This window comes from Pedobacter aquatilis (assembly GCF_032678425.1).
GTDB classification, from domain to species: Bacteria; Bacteroidota; Bacteroidia; order Sphingobacteriales; family Sphingobacteriaceae; genus Pedobacter; species Pedobacter aquatilis_B.
In genome coordinates, this window is sequence record NZ_JAVTSG010000003.1 from 144,498 (window position 1) to 167,274 (window position 22,777).

Here is a 22,777-nt window from a genome sequence, read left to right on the forward strand (position 1 = left end):
AAGCATAGTATATTAACGAGTGACAAAGATTTCTCGACTTCGCTCGAAATGACGGCAGGTACAGGAATTCGAACGAAAGATTAACAAAAAGGATTTTCGCTACTGTCGGGTTTAAATGGCAAGGTTAGGCTAAATAAAATTAATGCAGGTAAAACTATCCGTCATTTCGACCGTAGCGGAGAAATCTTTTAAAGTAGGTCTTCGCCCAATGATAGCCGAAACAGGAGTCTCTTCTCATCCTCCATTTTATGTATCTTTAAATATGGAACAATCGTTAAGTGAGCAAAGACTTGATTTTTTGCGTAAATCTGTAGGGGATGTAATTTCAAATTCGCCATCAAACTATATGAATTGGCTGGCGCCGGTTTTGGTTAAAGCCGAATATGGAATTTTGGTATGTAAATATGTAGTGAGAAAAGAGATGACAAATCCCTTTCAAATTTTGCATGGTGGCGTTACTGCCGGAATTATTGATGATTTAATTGGGGCAACGGTTTTTACAATGGGTTTAAACGAGCGTTATACTACCGTTAATAACTATATCGATTATTTTGCGCCAGCCAGTGAAGGGGATGAAGTTTTAGCAGAAACATCAATTGTAAAAAAGGGGAGAACGATTTTAAACCTTCAATGTGAAGTATTTTTGCCATCAAAAAACAGATTAATAGCTAAAGGTTATTCGAATATGTTAAACATAGGTTAAGCTATTCTTAAAGGTTTTAGGAAAACTTATTAATTCCTTTAAATTAACAAAACATTCTCCTTATCTCGATGTTGTAAATTAACCTAAAATATAATGAGCCATGTTAGAAAATTATTCAACTCTGCAATTTATTGTTCGAGGCAAAAGTTTTAAAGGCTTCTGCATGCGAATACAAGACGACTTTCATGAAACTTATGCCGTTGTTTTAGATGGTTATCATTCTTTTTGTATCTGGTTAGATAACAAAAGTGAAAAATGGTGCGCTTCTAAAAATATCGCAATCGAAGCTGATGCGCTTGATGAAATCATTAGCAGAATTTCGATAACTCCACAAGTTTCTTAAATAGGTTTTCATCATACAGCTTGACTGGGCATCTTAATGCTTTAGTTGAATATTTATAACAATTTTATTAGGATTCCCGTTTTCACGGGAATTACGAGTTTTTGATATTTTTGTCTGCCGATAAATTTTATCCAAAGAAAAGATAAGCTAATCCAATAGCGGTACAAACGCCAACCAAATCGGCCAGTAACATTGCACCAATAGCATACCTTGTATTTTTTATACTTACAGAACCAAAGTAAACCGCAATAACATAAAAGGTTGTATCAGATGCGCCTTGAAAAATTCCAGATAAGCGGCTGGCGAAAGAATCTGCTCCGTAAGTTTCCATAGTACTCACCATCATTCCTCGGGCGGCACCACCACTTAATGGTCTGATTAAAGCTGTTGGCAAACCTTCAACAAATCTGGTATCAGCGCCTAAATAAGCAAAAAGTGTTTTAATTCCGCTAATCACAACATCAAAAGTACCGCTTGTACGCAGCATACTTATTGCAACCAACATACCAACTAAGTAAGGAATAATTTTGATCGCGGTTTCAAAGCCATTTTTTGCACCTTCGATAAAAGCATCGAATACATCAATTTTTTTGTAAACAGCGCCTAAAATGATGAGCAGGAACACCAATAGAATTAATCCGTTGCTTAACATTCCTGAAAATGACTTTATGCCATTTGCATCTAATGAAGTGATGTAAAGCACTAAGGCCGCAATTATTGCTGAAAGGCCAAAAATCCATGCAATAACGACAGGCTGTAACAAGTTTATTTTTTGCTTGAACGAGACAATTAGCATGGCCGCAATTGTACCTACAAAGGTGACAATTAAGCATGGGATAAAAATATCAGTTGGGTTTGAAGCATTTTGTGATGCCCGGATAGCAATAACGCTAACGGGGATTAAACTTAAACCTGCAGCATGCAGACAAAGAAACATGATTTGTGAGTTTGAGGCTGTATCCTTGCTCGGATTCAGTTCTTGCAAGCTCTCCATTGCTTTTAATCCAAATGGCGTTGCTGCATTATCTAAGCCTAATAAATTAGCCGAAAAGTTCATTATCATATGCCCCATAGAAGGATGTCCTTTTGGGATTTCAGGGAATAGTTTTGAGAAAAATGGACCAACAATACGCGATAATAAACGAATACCGCCAGCTTTTTCTGCAATGCTCATGAAACCCATAAACAAAGCTAAAATCCCAACTAATTTAAAACACAATTCTACCGAAACCCAACAGGTCTCAATAATTCCATCAAGCTTAAGCGGGTTTGCGGCATCATCAGCCTTTCCAACCACCATCCAGTTAAAGATATCACTTTGCCCGAAAAAGAAACATTTAACGGCTGCTACAACAATTGCAATAATTATAAATGCCGACCAAATTCTACTTAATGCCATTTGTGTTGTTTAGTTTGTTAGGTGAAAATAGATTTTTTTTCTCAAGAAACATAATCGAGGAAAAGTGGTTTCACAAGAAACTTACATCGAGATATTTAGATTGTATAATAAAAAAATCCGCAGTGGGAGCAATGCTTCCAACTACGGATTTCTATTTTGAGCTTTTAACTTTAAACTTTCAGCTTTGGTCTTTCAGCTTTAGTCTTTCAGCTTTACACTTTCAACTAAGGTTTGTCGTCTGTCAATTCAAAACCCCAGGTTTTTCCTTTTTCAGTTGCTGGTACACCACTTGTCATCCAGGCTGGTGCTTTTGCGCCTTTTAAGTAATAATCAAAAAACTGTTGTTCTCTAATCTGAATATCTTTACGGTTTTGGCGTTGAACCAAATTATGCGCTTCACCATTGTAGTTTAACATCCACACTGGTTTACCTAATCGACGCAAGCCTGTAAACATTTCAATACCCTGATACCAAGGCACAGCGCCATCAGCATCGTTAGCCATCACCACAACAGGTGTATTCACTTTAGGGAACATAAATAACGGTGAGTTTTCTGTGTAAAGCTCAGGTTTCTCCCAAAGTGTAGCGCCAATACGGCTTTGTGTTTTTTCATATTGAAACTGACGATTCATACCACTTTCCCAACGAATACCGCCATAAGCTGAAGTCATGTTAACTACCGGCGCACCAGCCCACGCTGCGGCATACATATCATTTTGCGTAATTAAATAGGCAACCTGGTAACCTCCCCAACTTTGTCCTTGAATACCAATTTTCGTACCATCAACCCAAGCATTTTTCTTCAAACTTTCTACACCAGAATTGATAAATTCTACTGCAGATTGTCCCGGGTGACCCGTTGTATAAGAAATATCTGGTGCGAAAACTAAATAGCCATTACTTACGAAGAATGAAATATTTAAACGTGATGGAGTAGGCGCAGGCGCTTGATAGCCATATAATCCATCAGATAATTTCTCGTAGAAATATACAATCATCGGATATTTTTTGGCCGAGTCAAAATTCTCCGGTTTGTATAAAATACCTTCTGATTGATAACCTTTTGGTGTAGTCCATTTTACCAATTCTGCTGTTCCCCAGTTGTAATTCTGCTGCTGCGGGTTAGTATTGGTTAACTTATTTTCCGTTTTAAAATCAGTAGTAACATATATATTTGGCGATTCTACATAGTTTCCTTTATCGAAAATGTAAGCGTCAGCATCTTTAGCTTTTAACAGATTTGAGTATTTGTTTTTGCCCATCACAACCAAATCTGGGTTTTTAACAGTGCCAACATTCTTACGGTAAAAACCATTTTCTTTAGTTAGGGTGTTGAAACCATCTAACCAAACTAATTCGTTTGCTTTTACAAATTTGTTATCTACACCACGCTCGAAACGATTGTCTTGTTGTGTTTTGTGGTAACGTAGGGTGATTTTATTTTGGCGACCAAAATTATTGGTAATGTTTTTCGGTTGAGATTTTCCATCTGGTGAAAACGACCAGATGTCATATCTATCGTTAATCAGAACCGCTTTATCATCTTCAGTCCAGGTTGCAACACCATAAGCTCTTGGATTATCCGGTACATCGTTTTCTTCATCAGCGAACTTAACGGTTAAACCCGTATTTAGCTGTACAACTTTGCCTGAAGCAATGTTATACGTAAACCAGTTTGAGGTATTTTCATCAAAATAAATTACATAATTTCCGCCTGGTGATGCCATTGCATTGCCATTTAACTTATCGATTATTTTTTTACGTTCACCCGTTTTGGTGTTTACTAAATAATAATCTCTGGTTGTTGAACCACTCCATTGCGATTCGATTCTTCTGCCGAAATCTGTTGAAGCCAAAACATAATCAGCATCACCTTCCTTAATCAGATTTGCATCTGGTAATTTTAAATCCGTAAGCGGAATCACTTTCGGGTCGCTGCTGTACACATCAATTACCGATAGAAAACTTTTTTTACCGTCTCTATCCGCGTTTCTTAATTGCATTGGTTGTAAATAATCGTCTTTGTAATTCCATACGTCAACTTTTGCAACTTCAAAATCAACTATTGTGGTATCTTTTGCCTTTTTTATTGGTGCAATGCCGAAGAATAATTTTTTACCATCTTTACTAAATGAAACTCTTCCATCGCCACTAACAGACCATTTTGCAGGTAAACCTGGCATATCAAAATCTACAATAGTTTGTGCGGTATCTAATGATAAAGAATTGTAATAAACGTTATAGTCTTTCACCTCTTGCTTCTCAGGACTTTGTTCTCCAACAAAAGCCAGGTGTTCACTTTCCTCATCAAATGTAAATCCTTTGAAAGTACCCTTTCCTTTGATAAGTGATTTTAAAGTGCCTTTTTCCGTGTTTAATAAGAAAACACCTTGTGGCGCAGCTTTATCTTTTTTAGAACCGCTAGAAGCGAAAACTAACTGTTTACCATCTTTACTAAAGGCGTATTCTGTTACAAATTTGTAGGTTTGTTCTGTTCCTGTTAAAAGATTTCTAACAATTAAATCTGTTCCTTCATCTTTTTTAGCGCCGCCTGCTGGTTCATCATCCGCAAAATCGAAGTCCGAATCTTTTTTTGGAGCAGTTGGACTTGCCTTTTTTGCTGTATCTAATTTATCTAATTGATAAGCTAAAAAGCCTGTTCCATCTTCAGGAAATTTAAATGATTTAACGCGGGCCACTTTAGTAATTGCATTTGTGGTTAAATTGGCAATCCCCAAAGTATCTTTTGGCATCGCATCAGGTTTTGTTTTCTTTATCTTAGCCTGACGTAAATCTTTATATGCTGGTTTTATTAAGAATGCAGCAAATTTAGAATCGTTGCTAAATTGCCCTAATGAAGCTCTCGGGATGGTTAATTTCGAGTTGCTTTTCAAATTAGTGATGTATAATGTTGCATCACCTTCTTGTTGTAAAACACTATACAACGCCAACTGGCCATTGTTTGATAATTGTTTTGTGCCTACAGCTTCCCATGTATCATATACTTTATGATCTAAAGGTTTTTTTTGTGCGTAAGTAAAGCCGGCAACGAAAAGTAAAAATATCGTTAGTCTTTTTTGCATTTTATGAATAATTAATTTGTTGGTTGAGATTTCAATTTCTAAAAATTGCAAATTTTTGCCTTAATAAGAAAGATGTACGCCAAATATTACAATATTTAACTATTTATAAAGCAAACAGCCCGATAGCAATTAAGCAATCGGGCTGTTTTATTAATTTTAGGAATAATTATTTCTTTCCTTTTTGTTGAACTTGTTGTTGCTGACGCATGTAATCATCTAAACGTTGTTGGAATTTAGATTTTTTCTTTTTCTCATCAGCTGGTCTAGCTTTATTTTGTTGAATTAAAGCATGGATTTTATCATCATCAACCATTTTACGGATTAAGAACTGCTGTCCGAAAGTCATTAAGTTGGCTAAGAAATAGTAATAGTTCAAACCTGCCGGATAGCTATTTAATACCCCTAAGAAAATGATTGGCATAATGTAGCCAATGTATTTCATCTGACCTGTTGCACCAGAAACCTGGTTGTTAAAATAAGTCATAATTAAGGTAGAGATGGTCATCAATACACACATTAAACTTAAGTGGTCGCCAATAAATGGTAGTTTGAAGCCGAAACGGATAAATTCATCATAAGTTGATAAATCCGTCATCCAAAGGAAACTTTCTTGTCTTAACTCAAATAAGTTAGGGAAGAAGAAGAAGAAAGCCATTACTAAGGGTAACTGTAAAACCATTGGCAAACATCCGCCAAGTGGGTTTACACCAGCCTTTTTGTACAGCTTTAAATATTCCTGTTGAACTAAAGTTGGATTATCTTCACCTACTTTTTCTTTAATTTCATCCATTTCAGGTTTTAAAACCCTCATTTTAGCCATTGATAAATATGACTTGTAAGTTAATGGTGATAAAGCCACTTTTAATAAAATGGTTAATACAAGAATGATTAAACCGTAGTTCCAGCCAAAGCTATTTAAGAAGTTAAATACAGGCAATACGATGAAACGGTTAATGTATTTTAACGGCCAATAACCCATGTCAACTTGTTGCTCTAAATCGTAACCTTGAGCTTTTAGTTCTGAAAACTTATTTGTTCCGAAATAGAATTCCATTTCGTAAACCTGGTTTGCCTGATGTGTATAAGGCAATTGCATGCTTGCACTATAGTTTTTAACTAATCCAGGAGTTGTTGGAACCTTAACCTCTAAAGTAGCTTTATCAAAAGCTTGTTTAGAAATTAATGAAGCCGAGAAAAAGTGCTGTTTAAAGGAAACCCATTGGATTTTGCCTTTTGTAAGTTCTTCTTTTTCATCTTTAGAAACACTTAAATGGTTAACATCGCCATCTAAATATTTGTAATATGGTGCAGAGTAACGGTGCTCACTTTCAAGCGATTTTTCTTGCTGTAATAAGGTGGTATCCCAGTTAAGGTTTATCGTATTACCAGCAATTACTTGTTGCAAACCAACTAAATTAACATTGAAGTTAACTTTATTGCTTCCGGCTTTTAAATCATAAACAAACTCTACATATGCATTTGCGCCATAATCAGCACGCATGGTAATTGTATTGCCAGCCTTTGTTGGAGTAAAGTATAAATCGTTAGTATTGATAACTTTACCAGCAGCATTAAGGCTCAAGCCAAATTTATTTGCATCGCCCTGAAATAAAATAGAAGGCTTGCCGTCAAAGGTTTTTTGTCCTTTAATTTCTACCGAAGATATTTTACCACCTTTATTGCTTAAAGTAAGTATTAGCTTTTCGTTTTCTAATACCGTGTTGGCTTGTGTACCATTCAAAGCAGTTCCAAAAGGACCTTTTAATGCTAATGAATCAACCGCAGGGGTAGAGGTCACCGTATTTTTAGCCGTATCTTTTGCTGCGACAACAGCACCAGCTTTCTTAAGAGAATCTAATTGTTCTGTTTCTTTGGCCTTTTTTAATTCTGCTTCACTTGGTTTAAAGAAGTAGAATGATCCTGCCAAAATGATCATAATCAGGAATAATCCTGTAAAGGTATTTCTATCCATTATTTGTTTTTATGCTGCTGTTAATTTGTTTTCTTCTTAGCATACTCCATTGCAGCGGCCACAAATTTAACAAAAAGTGGGTGAGGATTTGCTACTGTTGATTTTAATTCCGGGTGAAATTGTCCGCCAACAAAGAAAGGGTGATTTTTAAGCTCAACAATCTCTACTAAGTTTGTTTGAGGATTTATGCCTGAAGCAATCATTCCTGCTTCTTCGTATTGCTTTAAATAATCGTTGTTAAACTCATAACGATGGCGATGGCGCTCGTTAATGTGTTGCTTGCCGTAAATTGCGAATGCTTTTGTTCCTTTCTTAATATCGCAAGGATAAGAACCTAAACGCATGGTACCACCCATGTTTACAATGCTTTTCTGTTCTTCCATCATATTAATTACCGGATTTGCAGCTTCAGCATCAATTTCTGTTGTATGTGCACCTTTTAAACCTAAAACATTACGTCCATATTCAATAACCGCACATTGCATACCTAAACAAATACCGAAGAAAGGGATGTTGTTTTCACGAACATATTTAATGGTATCGATTTTTCCTTCGATGCCTCGGCTTCCGAAACCTGGTGCAACTAAAACACCTTGTAAATGACCTAATTTCTCTTTTACGTTATCTGGGAAAATACTTTCCGAATGAATGTACTCTACCTTAACTTTACATTCATTTTTTGAACCGGCGTGTACAAATGCTTCTATAATTGATTTGTAAGCATCAGGTAGTTCTACGTATTTACCAACTAAACCAATCTTAACTTCCGCCGTTGGGTTTTTTAAGCGACCAAGAAAATCCTTCCAGCTTTCCATGTCCGGATCGTTTTTAGTTGGCAACTTCAATTTTGATAATACCGTTTTATCTAATTGTTCTTTTAGCATCAATAACGGAACATCATAAATTGTAGATGCATCCATCGATTCGACTACCGCATTGATGTTAACGTTACAAAATAGTGCGATTTTTTTTCGTAAATCAGCACCTAAGTGGTGTTCGCTTCTGCAAACCAAAATATCAGGCTGGATACCGTACTCCAATAGAGCTTTAACAGAATGTTGAGTAGGTTTTGTTTTTAACTCGCCAGCTGCAGCCAAGTAAGGTACTAAGGTTAAATGAATTACAATTGCATTTGAACTGCCTTCTTCCCATTTAAACTGACGAACTGCCTCGATAAAAGGTAAAGATTCAATATCACCAACTGTTCCACCAAGCTCGGTAATTACAATATCAAACTCGCCGCTTTCGCCAAGAATGCGCATGTTGCGTTTAATTTCATCGGTAATGTGCGGTACAACCTGAACCGTTTTACCAAGATATTCGCCTTTACGTTCTTTGTTAATCACATTTTGGTAAATACGACCAGTGGTAATGTTATTTGCCTGTGAAGTTGGAACATTTAAGAAACGCTCATAGTGACCAAGGTCTAAATCTGTTTCAGCGCCATCTTCGGTAACAAAACATTCGCCGTGCTCGTAAGGATTTAAAGTTCCCGGGTCGATATTAATATACGGATCGAATTTTTGAATGGTTACACGATAACCTCGTGCTTGTAAAAGTTTAGCTAAAGAAGCGGAGATGATGCCCTTTCCTAAAGAGGAAGTAACACCGCCCGTAACAAAAATATACTTAGTCATGATTGTGATTTTTAACAACAAATGCAATAAATGTTGCTTTTTGTACGGGATACAAAGGTAGGAATAATAAGTTGCTTTTATAAGCTAATAAGTGAAGATTATTTTAGTTTGCAAACCTTTGTGATGCAATTATTTAAATGTTTGAAACATGATTTTTATATTTTTTGCTCGAGTTATTCAGTTAAATTAAATTGCTTTTGAGTGTTTTGTAATATCGATTAAACGGTATGCGCATAATTTTTACGGTTTGTGAAATACAAAAATACTATTACTTTTGCGCTCCCTATTTTTTAACATCCCATAATTTGATAAATTATGATTAAAATCATCTTAATAGGGGTGTTCTGTTTTCTGACATTTTTTTGTAGAGCTCAATTCGTAGCAACAAATAATCAATATGGCTGTAGAGACGTAAACAGAGGTGGTAATGGTAATGCTGCTCCAGGCGGTAATGCTCAACGTATATATTACCAAAATACAGGAACAAATTTTTCTGGTAAACCAACATTCCAATCTCAGGCTGCTCCTTATTCAGAATGGAATATAGACCAATTAACGCCGGCAAACAAATGTTTTACTTTCGTTGTTACAGCCGCGGGAGGTTGCTATGTTCGAAGAGGTACTTCCCCTTCATTTACGCATACATGGGGCGATTATGGTTATTGGACAGATACAATAAATTGTCCAATTGATGATTATGTTTCTTTTTTGGTGATAGGTTGTGGTTTGGTTGTTTTTTTTTTCATTAAAGAATTATTCTTCTAATGAATAAAAAACCAGAGCAGCCTGCTACCGAGAGTAGAATCCATGCGTAATCATCAACAGGTACGGTAACACATCTTCCTAAAAACAAATTTGCATCAAGGGTATTTTCTTGATAAATACTTCCGGAATTAACGGTAAAGGTTGTGCTCGTGCCCAACACGAAAGTTGGTCCTATTAATTTCACATAACAACTATTTGATGAACCGGTATTTAAGGTGAGACATGGCAACCTGGTCTTATCAATGCCATTTCCATTACTGAACGTCCAATCAGAATATCTTACACCTAGAGTTGAACCTTCATATGTGGGTAAACCATTGTTAGATGCTGTAACGATTTGATAGACCCTATATCTACCACCATTGGTAATCGCACAGCCTGCCGGTGTACTTGTTAAAGGTTGAGCAAATGAATAGCTTGTACCTAGAACTAATAGGAATATTAATATTTTTTTCATGGCGATGATTTAAAATAAATACATCATCATTATTAAATGATAGATTCTTTATATTAAACCATTCATAAGCAAAATAGTTTTAATTAAAATTCTGTTTATCAGCGTTTTGTGGGGAATATCAATATGACTCTCGTGGAGTATAACATTAAGTCTAACAACACTTATAATACACCTTAACTTTTTGTTCTTTTTCGCTCCAGGCAATGTATAGATTGCTTTCCTTGCCTAAACGATATTTAAAACCATTTAGGCCAGATTTTTTCAATTCTTCATATAGTGCTTTATCCGGCGCATTATTATCAACCTTATCGTCTGGCATTACGGCTGGCTCGAGAAAGTTATCTTCAGCAAAGAAATCATTGGCAATCGTTTTAAGATAAAGAACCTGCGCTTTTTCCTTCGATAAATCTATGTTGGGGTCAGTATTATCTACTAAATCTTTGCCTTTTAAATCCTCACTGAATATTTCTTTACCCTCATTATTTTTTATCGTGAAATGTAAAATGATATCGGCAGCTTTTTTACCGGTGAGCTCAATTTTAAAAGTATCAAGCGTATTTAAATTTGAAAAAGACTTTGTTAAAATCTGGTTCACATTTTTAAATTCCAGTGCCGATGCCTTCTCAGAATTATCGTTCTGGCAGGCTGTCAGTATTAAAATGCTGCAAATAAATATATAGATTGTTTTTTTCATAAAAAAGATTGAATGCCCTTAAAGTAATAAAATTTTGGAATAATCAGATAATAATCTAAATTTGCGTAACTGATTACGTAATTAATTATGAGTTTCTTTAATAAAGTTGGTAAGGTAGCAATTGGTAGCAGGTTAAGAATGCTAACAGACCGGGTAACAGAGGATGCAGCAAATATTTATCAGCTGTACGAAATTGATATGCAGCCCAAGTGGTTTCCGGTTTTGTATGCGCTGATTAATGGAGAGTCAAAAACGGTAACCGAGGTGGCAAAGGAAATTGGCCATTCGCATCCTTCTGTAAGTAAAATTTTTAGTGAGATGAGTAAGAAAGGTTATCTCGCTGATAAAAAAGATAAAGTTGATGGCCGTAAAAATACGGTCTCTTTAACTAAAAAAGGTTTAAAAATTGCCGAGAAAATTCAGGATCAACTTATTGATGTTGATGCCGCAATTGAGGATTTATCCGCACAAACACAAAATAATCTTTGGGAAGCGATAGGCGAGTGGGAATTTTTACTGGAGCAAAAGAATTTACTAAGACGAGTGATGGAAAAAAAGAAAGAGCGAGATGCTCAGAAAGTCGAAATTGTTGAATACCACGTCAAGTATAGCGAGGTATTTAAAGCATTAAATGTTGAATGGATTTCGCAATATTTTGAAATGGAGGAATCTGATTACAAGGCATTAGATAATCCGCAAGGTTATATTTTAGATAAGGGCGGTCACATTTTAATCGCTCTCTATGAAAACGAACCAATGGGTGTTTGTGCTTTGATAAAAATGAATGATGGAGAATATGATTTTGAGCTGGCTAAAATGGCCGTTTCACCAAAGGCTCAAGGGAAAAATATTGGGTTTTTATTAGCAACTGCAATTATCGAAAAGGCTAAATCTTTAGGCGCTGGTAAAATATACCTCGAAAGCAATACAATTTTAAAACCTGCAATTAATCTTTATCATAAATTAGGTTTTCAAAAGGTGGTGGGTAAGCCAACGCCTTACACACGCTGTAATATTCAGATGGAGTTGGTTTTGTAATGGGTTTGCCGCAGATTTATAGATTAAAAAATTGCCTTAGCTAACGGTAAGAAATAATCTGTAAATCTGTGGCGAATAATTTACTCCAGTTTTAAAGCCTTCAGTAATTTATTCAACTTTTTAAGATCTTCGGGCGTATCAATAGCCACTGTTTCCAAATCGGTTACTTTCGTTTGAATGTAATAGCCATTTTCTATCCAGCGAAGCTGTTCTAAACTTTCGGCAATTTCTAAAGAGGATGGTGGTAGTTTGGTAATCTCTTTTAACGATTCTGTTCGATAACCGTAAATTCCAATATGTTTATAAAACTGGTGTTTTTCGGCCCAAACGCCGGGCTCACCATTTCTAATAAAAGGAATCGGACTGCGACTAAAATACATCGCCCTGCCATTAACATCAATAACTACCTTTGGACTATTTGGATTGTAAATACTTTCCTGACTTTCAATTGATTTGATTAGCGTTGCCAGTTGTACTTTTTCTTCGGTAAAGCAGCTTGCCAATAAATCGATTTGAGCAGGTTCTATAAAAGGTTCATCACCCTGAATATTAATTACGATATCAAAGTCAGGCATTTGTTCAATAACTTCAGCACATCTATCTGTCCCGCTTTGGTGTGTTGATGCCGTAATCACGTATTCACCGCCAAATCTTTTCACTTCCTCAACAATACGTTCATCATCGGTTGCTATCACAACTTTTGATAAACTTTCTGCTTTAGAGGCTTGCTCGTAAACCCGTTGAATCATCGATTTTCCGGCAATATCTACCAAAGGTTTTCCGGGGAAACGAGTGGATGCAAAACGGGCAGGTATTATTCCAATAACCTTTACTGGAGACTCTGGGTTTGTATTGCTCATCTTAGGGTTTACAGATTGATGTTTTAAAAATATTTTACGCTTCCGTCATTGCGAGGCACGAAGCAATTTTTAGTAAAAATATGCAAATGAGATTGCTTCGTGCCTCGCAATGACGAGAAATAAACAAACAGCTTTCCAGATTTTAAAACAATCCGTTAATCTCCGCTTCGATAGATTGGATTACACTGCCCAAATCTTCCGGATTGTTAGTGAAATCTAATTTATCCTTATCTAAAATTAATAATTTGCCAAGGTTGTAACCTTTAATCCAAGCTTCGTATTTTTCGTTCAATTTTGATAAATAATCGATACGTATTCCAGCTTCGTATTCTCTTCCCCTGCGTTGAATGTTGTTTACAAGCGTAGGAACGGATGCACGTAGGTAAACCAATAAATCAGGTGGTTTAATAAACGAAGTGATGTTATCGAAAATAGCACGATAATTATCATGGTCGCGGGTAGTCATTAAAGCCATGTCATGCAAGTTTTCAGCAAAAATATGTGCATCCTCGTAAATCGTTCTATCCTGAATCACATTGCGCTTATTTACCTCGATATCAGTTATCTGTTGAAAACGGCTGTTCAAGAAATATATCTGAAGGTTAAAACTCCATCTTTTCATATCACTATAAAAATCCTCCAGATAAGGATTATTATCTACAGCTTCGTAAAGTGCTTCCCAACCATAATTTTTTGCTAATAATCCGGTTAAAGTTGTTTTTCCGGCACCAATATTTCCTACAATTGCTATGTGCATTCTTTTCTTTATTAAATTAAGGTTGAGGCTTAGGTTAGTTTTAATCAAAACCTCAAGCTTGCTAAATTAAAAACTTTTAAAACCAATTAAGTTGCGAACTTCTTTAATGGTTCTTTGAGCGCTCTCTCTGGCCTTTAAAGCACCGTGTTTTGCAACTTGTCTCAAGTATAAATCATCTTTCGAAAGCTCTTCAATACGTTCTCTAATTGGCGAGTTAAAAACAATCATATCCTCAGCCAACTGTTTCTTCATATCGCCATAACGAATTTGCATTTTGTTATATAAATCATCAAAATGTTCAACTGTATCTGCGGTAGAAACAATTTTCATTAAATCGAAAAGGTTTTGAATGGCTTCTGGTTTTTCCTGATTTTCTTCAGTTGGTCCGCTATCGCTCACTGCTCTGGCTACCTTTTTACGAATAATTTCCGGGCTATCAGATAAATAAATGCAGTTTCCATCGCCATCTGATTTACTCATTTTACCTTTTCCCTCTAAGCCTGGAACTTTAACCAGGTTATCCGCATAATTAAATGCAAAAGATTCCGGAAAGAAATCAGCATTATACATTCTGTTAAACCTGTTCCCGAAATTACGTGTCATTTCCAAATGCTGCTCCTGGTCTTTTCCAACCGGTACTTTTGTTGCACGGTGAATTAAAATATCTGCCGCCATTAAAGTAGGATAGGTTAATAAACCTGCGTTAACATTATCAGGGTTTGCTCTTATTTTTTCTTTAAAAGATGCGCTTCTTTCAAGCTCTCCTAAATAAGCATTCATGTTTAAGTACAAATACAGTTCGGAAACTTCCGGAACATCCGATTGTACATATATTGTTGTTTCTTCCGGGTTAATTCCGCAAGCTAAATATTCTACTAATACATGGCGTACATAGCCATGCAAATCGCCAGGTGTTGGGTGAGTTGTTAACGAATGAAGATCGGCAATAAAAAAATAGCAGTTATAATCGTACTGCATCTTCACAAAATTGGTTACCGCACCAAAATAATTTCCTAAATGTAGCTTTCCTGTTGGCCTAATGCCACTCACCACTGTTTCTTTCATAATGGCACGAAATTAAAAATAAAATGGCATCAATCTATAGTATCGTGTCAATTTATATTGCAAGTTTTTTTATAAAAGCAATTGCACAATCAATATTAGTGTATGCTCCCGCTAACCGCTTTACTCATCCCGAAAAAGCCTGTGAAACAACCAAGCACTTAATTAAAAATAAATGCTGTGCTTAAATCGGGATTCGTGCTCGCTTTTATCGGGTTTATACACTTCCGTTTGTGCTAAATACTTAGGTATAAATCCCCAAATTCATAAATTAAAAATAAAAAAGTTTTATGGCATGAAAATATATGTCAGTAATTTATATTTTTGATGGCTATGACCAAGTTTTTAAGGCAGTTACACAGAGTTTGGTATCTCTTTTGGATACTATTTTTCTTCGCTTTATTTTATCCCATATATTATTTAACGGCAAGCCATCCGAGGTACTACAGTATTTTAAACTTTTTCAGAAAGGCGAATAGCTTTTTAAGCAGTCTGCTATCGGGTATTTTTTTCTCTTATACTTTTGAGCAAAAGCTTAATCCGAAGCAAACTTACATTTATTGTGCAAATCATACCTCCAATTTGGATATCATGGTTTTCTGCATAATGGGTCATGGTAATTATCATTTTATGGGAAAAGATGAATTACTAAATAATCCTATTCTGGGCATTTTCTTTCGCACAATTGATATTTCTGTAAATCGCGACAGTAAAATTTCAGCTTTCAGAGCTTTTAAAAAGGCAGGAGAAAATCTGGAGAAGGGCATGAGTCTGGTCATCTTCCCAGAAGGTAAAATTGATGACCATTATCCACCAAAACTTGGGGAATTTAAAAACGGTCCGTTTCGACTGGCAATAGAGAAAAACATTCCGTTAGTTCCGGTTAGCATTACTAATGTCTGGAAAATTAATTGGGATGATGGCGCTAAATATGGAAGTAAGCCCGGAATTTGCGATATTTACGTCCACAAACCTATAGAAACGCAAACATTGAACGACTTAGATAGTGATGTTTTAAAAGAAAAGGTTTTTAAATTGATAGAAAGTAAATTAGTGTAAAATGAATTTAGACGAAAAAACGATACAAAAAATTGCCGACCTCGCCCGAATTCATGTAAATGAAAAGGAAGTTGAAACCTTAATTCCGGAAATGAATAAGATTTTATCATTTATGGAGAAGCTAAACGAACTTGATACTTCGAACGTTAAACCTTTGGTATATATGAATGAAGCTACAAATGTTTGGCGAGAAGATGTTGTAAAGCAAGAAATTTCGACAGCAGATGGTTTAAAAAATGCTGCTAAACATAGCGATGAGTTTTTTATGGTTCCAAAGATTATTGAGAAATAGATTTATTGGAAATTTCAAAAAGCTTGTAACATCTTGACCATTGCCCTTGTCTAAAAAATAAAAACTATGTCGCAACCACTCATCACCATTAAAGAAATTGGTCGTAAATACGTTATCGGTTCAGAAGTTATCCATGCCTTAAAATCTGTTAGTTTAGATATAAATAAAGGAGAATTTGTAGCGTTGATGGGCCCTTCAGGTTCTGGTAAATCTACATTGATGAATATTTTGGGTTGTTTAGACACACCATCGAGCGGTAGCTATATTTTAAATGGAACTGATGTAAGTCACATGACGGATGATGCCCTGGCAGAAGTTCGTAATCAGGAAATTGGTTTTGTTTTTCAAACCTTTAATCTTTTACCACGCTCAACTTCCTTGGATAATGTGGCTTTGCCATTAATCTATGCAGGCAATAGTAAAAAAGAACGCGATGCAAGAGCTGCAAAAGCTTTAGAAAATGTCGGTCTAGGTAATCGTATGGACCATAAACCAAACGAGCTTTCTGGTGGTCAGCGCCAACGTGTAGCCGTTGCACGGGCCTTAATTAACGACCCGTCAATTATTCTTGCAGATGAGCCTACCGGTAACTTAGATACTAAAACCTCAATCGAAATTATGGGTTTGCTCGAAGAAATTCATAGCAAAGGAAATACCATTATTTTGGTAACACACGAGGAAGATATTGCCCAACATGCGCACAGAATTGTACGTATGCGTGATGGTTTAATTGAAAACGATTACATTAACACTGATGTTAAAAATGTATCTCCGCGTTTGCAAGCTTTAAAAGACAGCGGAAGCGATTGGGAAAAGATAAATTAAAGAAGCTTTAGGTTGTAAGTTATACGTTATACGTTTTGAATATACTTAAAACGTACAACTTAAAACTTAATACTTTTCAAAATGAAAATCTACACAAAAACTGGCGATAAAGGTCAAACCTCATTAATTGGAGGCACTCGGGTACCAAAATATCATTTACGCATTGAAGCATACGGAACCGTTGATGAATTAAATTCGTATGTTGGCTTAATTATGTGTCAGGATATTGATTCACATCAGAAGCAATTATTAAAAGAAATTCAGGATAGGTTATTTACAGTAGGGGCATCTTTAGCGGCAGACCCTGAGAAATCTAAAATGAAAATTCCTGATTTGCATAATAATGATATAGAGTTGCTCGAAAAAGAGATGGACGACATGAATGAAACTTTGCCAGCATTGAAGCATTTTGTTTTGCCTGGCGGAAATACGGTTGTTTCGTACTGTCATATTGCCCGTTGTGTTTGCAGACGAGCAGAGCGACTGACAGTGGAACTTGCAGAGGATAGCTTTGTAAATGAGCAGGTAACCATTTATTTAAATCGTTTAAGCGATTATTTATTTGTTTTGGCACGAAAACTGAATATGGATTTCAAGGCAGAAGAAAACATTTGGATACCGAGAGTGTAATCGTTGAAAAATAAGTTTGTTTTGCTCGAATATTTTAATATACTTTGCGCATAATTACGAAACAAGAATTAACTGAATAAAAGATATGTATTGGACACTAGAATTAGCTTCCCACTTGGAAGATGCACCATGGCCAGCAACTAAAGATGAATTGATCGATTATGGCATTCGTTCAGGTGCTCCTGTTGAAGTTATTGAAAACTTACAGGCATTAGAAGACGATGGCGAGCCTTATGAAACTATTGAAGAAATTTGGCCTGATTATCCAACTAAAGAAGATTTCTTCTTTAATGAAGATGAATATTAATTGAAACTCCCAACCGAAAGTTGGGAGTTTTTTTTTACGCTAATCCTCAAAAATATTTATAGCCTTATCGAATAAAATAATTACAATTTTTAAACAAAAGTATTCCGTCGTTGTTATTACATCAACATTTACATACTAAAAAAATTAACACGATGGGAAATTTATTGTATTTAGTCGCAGTGGTATTAGTTATACTCTGGGTTATAGGATTTTTATTTCATGGCTTTGGCGATGTAGGAAACATCATCCATGTATTATTAGTGATTGCGGTAATCGCAATTTTGCTAAAAATTATTGGCAGAGCAGCCTAAATAATCAAAATGCCCTTTATTTTAGAGGGCATTTTTTTTTAAGAACCATTCTGCAATTTCTAAATCGGCAGGGTAGGTTATTTTAATATTATTTCTTTCGCCTTCAATCAAATTTATTTTAATGCCACTTGCTTCTGCAACACTTGCATCATCTGTAAAATGATGTGTAAAAGGTAAATTATAAGCTTTTTTTATAATTCCGGATTTGAAAACCTGCGGTGTTTGAATCATGAAGAAATCATCTCGATTTACCGCCTCTGTATTTTCTCCAGTTTGCTTTCTGATGCTATCAATAGGCTTTATTGCGGCTATTACATTACCATGCTCCAACGCGTATTGAAAACTCTTGTCAATCAATTTTTTGGAAATTACCGGACGAACAGCATCGTGAATTGAAATTACCGATTCTTCGGAAATAGTGTCAATTGCATTTTTTACGGAGTGAAATCGCTCTGAGCCACCAGCAATCACTTCATGTGGAACATTAAAATTAAATTCCCGACAAAGTTTAGCCCAATATGAATGTTGTTGTTGATTAAGTACTACCAGAATTTTCGGTTGAAACTCACTTGATGCAAATGCCTTTATGGTATGCATTAACACCGGAAGGTTATTAAGCAATAAAAATTGTTTTGGGGTTTCGGTTTGCATCCGGTTTCCGCTACCGCCTGCAACAATTATTGCGAAGTATTTCATTGTAAGTATCAAGATTTAAGTATCAAGTATCGAGAAAATTCTTGATACTTGATACTTAAAAACTTGAATCTATATAATTAGCATGGCATCGCCGTAGCTGTAGAATTTGTATTTCTCTTTAACGGCAACCTCGTAAGCATTCATTACATTTTCGTAACCACCAAAAGCACTAATCATCATTAATAATGTAGATTCTGGTGTATGGAAGTTTGTAATCATCGAGTTTGCAATACTGAAATCATACGGAGGGAAGATAAACTTACTCGTCCAATCATTCGCCGCTTTTAAAGTTCTGTTAGCTGAAACTGCAGATTCTATAGCACGCATTGACGTAGTACCAACAGCGCAAATTTTTCTTTTTTCCTCTAACGCTTTATTTACAATATTAGCATCTTTAGGTTCGATGATGAATTGCTCAGAATCCATTTTGTGTTTGGTTAAATCCTCAACCTCAACAGTTCTGAATGTACCTAAACCAACGTGTAAAGTAACTTCGGCAAATTCAACACCTTTAAGTTCAAGGCGCTTCATTAACTCACGACTGAAGTGTAAACCCGCTGTTGGAGCCGCTACTGCACCTTCGTGTTTAGCGAAAATGGTTTGATAACGTTCTTTGTCTTCTGCAGTTGCTTTACGTTTAATGTATTTAGGAAGTGGAGTTTCTCCTAAAATTTCAACGTTTCTTCTAAATTCTTCATCTGTACCTTCGAATAAGAAGCGAATAGTTCGTCCGCGAGAAGTAGTGTTATCTACAACCTCAGCAACTAATAAATCATCATCACCGAAGTATAATTTATTTCCAACACGAATTTTACGAGCCGGGTCTACTAAAACATCCCATAAACGTAATTCCTTGTTTAATTCTCTTAATAAGAAAACTTCGATAGTAGCACCAGTTTTCTCCTTATTACCATATAAACGAGCAGGAAATACCTTTGTGTTATTTAAGATCATTACGTCTTTATCGTCGAAATAACCTAAAACGTCTTTAAATATTTTATGCTCAATTTTACCACTGTCTTTGTGCAAAACCATTAAACGAGCTTCATCTCGTTCTTCAGATGGATTGTGGGCAACTAATGACTCTGGTAAGTTAAATTTGAATTGTGATAATTTCATTCTTGATGAATTTTTTGAGGTGCAAAAATACGAATTTAATTTTTCTTTTCAGTATTTTAAGCAACGCAATAAACTTATTTATGTTTTAGCTAATATTTTTTTCTTAAGTATGGTGCCAATTTAACCTTTCAACCTAAATTATAAATAAAGTATTTTTATGTTTTAAATAGCTGTAACCTTTTGTACATCTTTGTGTCTAACCCTTAATTATGATAATCTTCAGGCTAATTGGTGAAAGTTTTCGTTTTGCGCTCGATGCTTTACGACAAAATAAATTACGTACAATGTTATCGCTGCTGGCGATTACTATAGGTATTTTTGTAATCATTTTCGTTTTTTCTGGCGTTGATACTTTCAGGGCAAAACTGCAATCAAGTGTAGATAAATTGGGTTCAAATACCATATATGTGCAAAAATGGCCCTGGAGTTTTGGCGATAATTACCCTTGGTGGAAATACATGAACCGTCCACAACCATCAATCAGAGATTTCCAGTCATTAAAAGAGCGACTTGAAAATGCTGATGGAATCACATTCGAAATTTTTACCAGTAACCGGACTATAAAATATAGAAGTGGTTCTGTAGAAGGGATTAGCGTTTCTGCAGTTTCTCAAGATTTTAATAAAACATGGAATTTTGAATTGCAAGCCGGTCGATATTTTACCGAAAATGAAAGTAATAATGGAACCCCTGTTTGTTTAATCGGTGCTGAAATTGCCGACGGTTTATTCGGTAGTGATAATCCTGTAGGTAAACAGGTTCAAATTTTAGGTAGACGCGTTACGGTTATTGGCGTATACCTAAAAGAAGGCGAAGACATGCTCGGCACTTCGTTAGATAAAAGTGTAAATATTCCTATAAATTTTGCCAAGGGAATTTTAGATATTCAGAATGAAAGATACGACCCGCAGATTACTGTTCGTGGCACATCAAATGTAACTTTAGAAGAAGTGGAAAGTGAATTACGTGGCGTTATGAGGTCGATTCATAGATTGCGACCAAATCAGGAAGACGATTTTGCATTGAATAAAACTACGATTTTATCAAATCAGCTAGATAAAATGTTTGATGTTGTTAAGTTGGCCGGTTGGGTAATTGGAGGCTTTTCAATCTTGGTTGGCGGTTTCAGTATCGCTAATATTATGTTCGTTTCGGTTAAAGAGCGTACTAATATTATAGGTATTCAAAAATCATTGGGCGCAAAGCGATACTTCATTCTTCTTCAGTTTATTTTTGAAGCCATTTTGCTTTGTATTTTAGGAGGATTATTAGGGTTGGTTTTAGTTTATTTACTCGCTTTAGCTATTGGAGCAATAACCGATTTTCACATTATTTTAGGTCTGAATAATATTACCTTAGGAATTGGTATTTCAGTGATAATAGGTACAATTTCAGGTTTTTGGCCTGCTTACTCTGCTTCGAGGTTAGACCCTGTAGAAGCGATTAGAAGTTAAAAAATCTTTGCTATAAAAAAAACCTCGTTAATTGCTTAACGAGGTTTTTTTATGTAAAATTTATTTTAGCTTAATTTTCCTAAAGCTTCTTTAATTCTTCTAAGCGCTTCAACCAAACTGTCGTCTGATGCTGCATATGATAAACGGATGTAATTATTATTACCAAAAGAATCTCCGCCTACAGTTGCAACATGACCAACATTAAGTAAGTAAAGTGCTAAATCTGATGAATCTTTGATTACGTTTCCATCAGCATCTTTTTTACCAAAGAAAGAACTTATCTCCGGGAAGAAATAAAATGCGCCATCAGGTAAATTGGTTTTAACACCTGGTATCTCGTTCAATAAATTATATACGAGTTCACGGCGACGAAGAAAGGCTTCTTTCATTTTTAAAACACTTTCTAAGCCTTGCTCGTAAGCAACAATACCCGCTCTTTGGGCAATAGAACAAGTTCCAGATGTTGTTTGTCCTTGCAATTTATCATTAGCAGCAGCAATTTCTTTATTTGCAGCGATGTAGCCTAATCTCCAACCTGTCATTGCAAAGGCTTTCGAGAAACCGTTTACAATTATCACTCTATCTTTAATGCTATCGAATTGAGCAATAGATTCATGTTTATCAACAAAATTAATGTGCTCGTAAATTTCATCCGATAGGATATAAATATTTGGATGCTTTTCGAAAACCTTAACTAATGCCTCAAGTTCTGCTTTGCTATATACCGAACCAGTTGGGTTACATGGCGAAGAAAACATGAATAGTTTTGATTTCGGCGTTATTGCAGCCTCTAATTGTTCTGGTGTAATCTTGAAATTACTTTCTAAATCAGTATCAATAAAAACAGATTCGCCTTCTGCAAGTGTTACCATTTCTGAATAACTTACCCAATAAGGCGTTGGAATAATAACCTGGTCGCCAGGATTAATTAAAGTTAAAATAACGTTTGATAAAGACTGCTTTGCACCTGTTGAAACAACGATTTGAGAAACATCGTAATCTAAATTATTTTCAGTTTTAAGCTTATTCACAATCGCCTGGCGCAAGTCCGGATAACCTGGTACAGGAGAATAACGAGTGAAGTTTTCATCTAATGCTGTTTTAGCAGCATTTTTAACGTGGTCTGGCGTATTAAAATCGGGTTCACCAACGCTTAAACTGATTACATTAATGCCTTTAGCTGCAAGTTCGCGGCCAAGCTTAGTCATTTTAAGGGTTGCAGATTCTGATAAGCTATTGATTCTATTTGATAAGATGCTCATGGTTAATTACTTTGTGCGCAAATATATAAACCAAATATTATTCTGCACTAAA

At 35.6% G+C, this 22,777-nt stretch carries 23 protein-coding genes; 11 read left to right on the plus strand and 12 right to left on the minus strand.

Annotated features, from left to right (window positions below; translation table 11 throughout):
• Window positions 1–142: 142 nt before the first annotated feature.
• Window positions 143–703, plus strand: coding sequence for a PaaI family thioesterase (locus tag R2Q16_RS10550; RefSeq protein WP_316736923.1), 561 nt, complete (start codon window positions 143–145; stop codon window positions 701–703).
• 163 nt (window positions 704–866) lie between these two features.
• Entirely contained in the window at window positions 867–1,046 is a 180-nt protein-coding gene (locus tag R2Q16_RS10555; protein WP_316736924.1) for a hypothetical protein, read from the plus strand.
• 127 nt (window positions 1,047–1,173) lie between these two features.
• On the opposite strand, the gene R2Q16_RS10560 is transcribed toward R2Q16_RS10555, so the two are convergent.
• The 4 genes from R2Q16_RS10560 to R2Q16_RS10575 all read right to left on the minus strand — a co-directional run bounded on the left by R2Q16_RS10560 (window position 1,174) and on the right by R2Q16_RS10575 (window position 9,137).
• A complete protein-coding gene (locus R2Q16_RS10560; RefSeq protein ID WP_316736925.1) occupies window positions 1,174–2,445 on the minus strand; it encodes a nucleoside recognition domain-containing protein in 1,272 nt (423 codons plus the stop codon).
• A gap of 224 nt (window positions 2,446–2,669) precedes the next feature.
• Window positions 2,670–5,528: a prolyl oligopeptidase family serine peptidase gene (locus R2Q16_RS10565; RefSeq protein ID WP_316736926.1), complete on the minus strand. Its 2,859-nt coding sequence runs from the start codon at window positions 5,526–5,528 to the stop codon at window positions 2,670–2,672.
• Between the two features lie 166 nt (window positions 5,529–5,694).
• Complete coding sequence (yidC, locus tag R2Q16_RS10570; protein WP_316736928.1) at window positions 5,695–7,500, minus strand: membrane protein insertase YidC; 1,806 nt, start codon at window positions 7,498–7,500, stop codon at window positions 5,695–5,697.
• Between the two features lie 20 nt (window positions 7,501–7,520).
• The gene (locus tag R2Q16_RS10575; RefSeq protein ID WP_316736929.1) at window positions 7,521–9,137 is read right to left on the minus strand and encodes a CTP synthase; all 1,617 of its coding nucleotides are present in this window, start codon (window positions 9,135–9,137) and stop codon (window positions 7,521–7,523) included.
• A gap of 315 nt (window positions 9,138–9,452) precedes the next feature.
• Here R2Q16_RS10575 and R2Q16_RS10580 point away from each other — a divergent pair, with 315 nt between their 5' ends.
• Entirely contained in the window at window positions 9,453–9,902 is a 450-nt protein-coding gene (locus R2Q16_RS10580) for a hypothetical protein (protein ID WP_316736930.1), read from the plus strand.
• On the opposite strand, the gene R2Q16_RS10585 is transcribed toward R2Q16_RS10580, so the two are convergent.
• Both R2Q16_RS10585 and R2Q16_RS10590 read right to left on the minus strand, forming a co-directional pair.
• Window positions 9,883–10,359, minus strand: coding sequence for a hypothetical protein (locus tag R2Q16_RS10585; protein WP_316736931.1), 477 nt, complete (start codon window positions 10,357–10,359; stop codon window positions 9,883–9,885). The genes R2Q16_RS10580 and R2Q16_RS10585 overlap by 20 nt on opposite strands.
• A 151-nt stretch (window positions 10,360–10,510) precedes the next feature.
• Complete coding sequence (locus R2Q16_RS10590) at window positions 10,511–11,053, minus strand: hypothetical protein (protein WP_316736934.1); 543 nt, start codon at window positions 11,051–11,053, stop codon at window positions 10,511–10,513.
• An 87-nt stretch (window positions 11,054–11,140) separates the two neighbouring features.
• On the opposite strand from R2Q16_RS10590, the gene R2Q16_RS10595 reads away from it, so the two are divergent.
• Window positions 11,141–12,091, plus strand: a complete 951-nt coding sequence (locus R2Q16_RS10595) for a GNAT family N-acetyltransferase (RefSeq protein WP_316736935.1) — start codon at window positions 11,141–11,143, stop codon at window positions 12,089–12,091.
• A gap of 80 nt (window positions 12,092–12,171) precedes the next feature.
• Here R2Q16_RS10595 and kdsB read toward each other — a convergent pair whose 3' ends face one another.
• The 3 genes from kdsB to trpS all read right to left on the minus strand — a co-directional run bounded on the left by kdsB (window position 12,172) and on the right by trpS (window position 14,773).
• A complete protein-coding gene (gene kdsB, locus R2Q16_RS10600; RefSeq protein WP_316736936.1) occupies window positions 12,172–12,951 on the minus strand; it encodes a 3-deoxy-manno-octulosonate cytidylyltransferase in 780 nt (259 codons plus the stop codon).
• 142 nt (window positions 12,952–13,093) lie between these two features.
• Window positions 13,094–13,708, minus strand: coding sequence for a deoxynucleoside kinase (locus tag R2Q16_RS10605; RefSeq protein WP_316736938.1), 615 nt, complete (start codon window positions 13,706–13,708; stop codon window positions 13,094–13,096).
• A gap of 66 nt (window positions 13,709–13,774) precedes the next feature.
• On the minus strand, window positions 13,775–14,773 hold the full coding sequence (trpS, locus tag R2Q16_RS10610) for a tryptophan--tRNA ligase (RefSeq protein ID WP_316736939.1): 999 nt from the start codon (window positions 14,771–14,773) through the stop codon (window positions 13,775–13,777).
• Between the two features lie 330 nt (window positions 14,774–15,103).
• Here trpS and R2Q16_RS10615 point away from each other — a divergent pair, with 330 nt between their 5' ends.
• The 6 genes from R2Q16_RS10615 to R2Q16_RS10640 all read left to right on the plus strand — a co-directional run bounded on the left by R2Q16_RS10615 (window position 15,104) and on the right by R2Q16_RS10640 (window position 18,194).
• The gene (locus R2Q16_RS10615; protein WP_316736942.1) at window positions 15,104–15,829 is read left to right on the plus strand and encodes a lysophospholipid acyltransferase family protein; all 726 of its coding nucleotides are present in this window, start codon (window positions 15,104–15,106) and stop codon (window positions 15,827–15,829) included.
• A 1-nt stretch (window position 15,830) separates the two neighbouring features.
• Window positions 15,831–16,121, plus strand: coding sequence for an Asp-tRNA(Asn)/Glu-tRNA(Gln) amidotransferase subunit GatC (gene gatC, locus R2Q16_RS10620; RefSeq protein ID WP_316736944.1), 291 nt, complete (start codon window positions 15,831–15,833; stop codon window positions 16,119–16,121).
• Between the two features lie 66 nt (window positions 16,122–16,187).
• Window positions 16,188–16,946: an ABC transporter ATP-binding protein gene (locus tag R2Q16_RS10625; RefSeq protein WP_316736947.1), complete on the plus strand. Its 759-nt coding sequence runs from the start codon at window positions 16,188–16,190 to the stop codon at window positions 16,944–16,946.
• Window positions 16,947–17,027: 81 nt separating this feature from the next.
• Entirely contained in the window at window positions 17,028–17,576 is a 549-nt protein-coding gene (locus tag R2Q16_RS10630) for a cob(I)yrinic acid a,c-diamide adenosyltransferase (RefSeq protein WP_316736948.1), read from the plus strand.
• 85 nt (window positions 17,577–17,661) lie between these two features.
• Window positions 17,662–17,883, plus strand: coding sequence for a DUF2795 domain-containing protein (locus tag R2Q16_RS10635; protein ID WP_010603503.1), 222 nt, complete (start codon window positions 17,662–17,664; stop codon window positions 17,881–17,883).
• 152 nt (window positions 17,884–18,035) lie between these two features.
• Window positions 18,036–18,194: a lmo0937 family membrane protein gene (locus R2Q16_RS10640; protein ID WP_316736960.1), complete on the plus strand. Its 159-nt coding sequence runs from the start codon at window positions 18,036–18,038 to the stop codon at window positions 18,192–18,194.
• A 21-nt stretch (window positions 18,195–18,215) separates the two neighbouring features.
• Here R2Q16_RS10640 and R2Q16_RS10645 read toward each other — a convergent pair whose 3' ends face one another.
• The gene (locus R2Q16_RS10645; RefSeq protein ID WP_316736961.1) at window positions 18,216–18,890 is read right to left on the minus strand and encodes a 2-C-methyl-D-erythritol 4-phosphate cytidylyltransferase; all 675 of its coding nucleotides are present in this window, start codon (window positions 18,888–18,890) and stop codon (window positions 18,216–18,218) included.
• Window positions 18,891–18,959: 69 nt separating this feature from the next.
• Complete coding sequence (queA, locus tag R2Q16_RS10650; RefSeq protein ID WP_316736963.1) at window positions 18,960–20,009, minus strand: tRNA preQ1(34) S-adenosylmethionine ribosyltransferase-isomerase QueA; 1,050 nt, start codon at window positions 20,007–20,009, stop codon at window positions 18,960–18,962.
• A gap of 209 nt (window positions 20,010–20,218) precedes the next feature.
• On the opposite strand from queA, the gene R2Q16_RS10655 reads away from it, so the two are divergent.
• The gene (locus R2Q16_RS10655; RefSeq protein WP_316736964.1) at window positions 20,219–21,463 is read left to right on the plus strand and encodes an ABC transporter permease; all 1,245 of its coding nucleotides are present in this window, start codon (window positions 20,219–20,221) and stop codon (window positions 21,461–21,463) included.
• Between the two features lie 65 nt (window positions 21,464–21,528).
• On the opposite strand, the gene R2Q16_RS10660 is transcribed toward R2Q16_RS10655, so the two are convergent.
• On the minus strand, window positions 21,529–22,725 hold the full coding sequence (locus tag R2Q16_RS10660; protein ID WP_316736965.1) for a pyridoxal phosphate-dependent aminotransferase: 1,197 nt from the start codon (window positions 22,723–22,725) through the stop codon (window positions 21,529–21,531).
• Between the last annotated feature and the right edge of the window lie 52 nt (window positions 22,726–22,777).